Origin of the sequence: Paraburkholderia sp. Ac-20347 (assembly GCF_017104805.1) — a bacterium.
Classification (GTDB): Bacteria; Pseudomonadota; Gammaproteobacteria; order Burkholderiales; family Burkholderiaceae; genus Paraburkholderia; species Paraburkholderia tropica.
The window spans coordinates 1-1,044 of the sequence record NZ_JAAGPN010000599.1; the positions used below are offsets into that span (position 1 = coordinate 1).

Below are 1,044 nucleotides of genomic sequence, written 5' to 3' on the forward strand. Positions count from 1 at the left end.
TTGGATTACGTGAGCGCGTTCTTCGGCTGTCTGTACGCGGGCGTGGTGGCCGTGCCGGTCTATCCGCCGGAGTCGAAGCGCGAACAGCATCTCGCGCGTTTGCGCGGCATTGCGCGCGATGCGGGCGTGCGCTACGTGCTGACGACCGCCGCGCTGCACGAGCGTCACGCCGACGCCTGGGCGATGCTCGCGCCGGGCGCGGACGTGGTGGCCGTCGATACGCTAGACGCGCGCGATACGCCGTCCGGTGCGCCGCTGCATCCCGTGCGCGCGGACGATCTCGCGTTTCTCCAGTACACCTCGGGATCGACGGGATCGCCGAAAGGCGTGATGGTGAGCCACGGCAATCTGCTCGCCAACGAGATCGCGATCCAGGCGGGACTCGGCGTGCGCCCCGACGACGTGTTCGTGAGCTGGCTGCCGCTCTATCACGACATGGGGTTGATCGGCAGCCTGTTGCAGCCGGTGTTCAGCGGCATTCCGCTCGTGCTGATGTCGCCGCAATACTTTCTGGAGCGGCCGTTGCGCTGGCTCGACGCGATCGCGCGCCATCGCGGCACGATCTCGGGCGCGCCGGATTTCGCCTATCGGCTGTGCGCCGAGCGCATCAACGACGAGACGCGCGCGAAGCTTGATCTCTCGAGCTGGCGGCTCGCGTTTTCGGGCTCGGAACCGGTGCGGCGCGACACGCTCGACGACTTCGTCGCGCGCTTCGCGCCGGCGGGTTTCGACGCCGCCGCGCTCTATCCGTGCTACGGGCTCGCGGAGGCGACGCTGTTCGTCACCGGCGGCGTGCGCGGCGCGGGACTCGTCTCGCACGCGTTCAGCAGCGCGGCGCTCTCGGCGGGACGCGCCGAGGCGGCGCGCGCGGACGAAGCGGCCACCGTGCTGGTCGGCTGCGGCGCGGTGCAGGCCGGGCATCGCGTGGCGATCATGGCGCGTGCGGCAGGTGAGTCGCATGAAGCGCATGAAGCGGATGTCGAGCATGAAACGTCGCGCGCGGGCGAACGGCTCGCGGATGGCCGCATCGGCGAAATTCACGTG

Annotated in this window: 1 protein-coding gene; it reads left to right on the forward strand. The window is 69.8% G+C overall.

Going from position 1 to position 1,044, the window contains the following annotated elements; translation table 11 throughout:
- The coding region (locus G3N97_RS38930; RefSeq protein ID WP_205998018.1) for an AMP-binding protein at positions 1 to 1,044 on the forward strand (1,044 nt) is incomplete at both ends.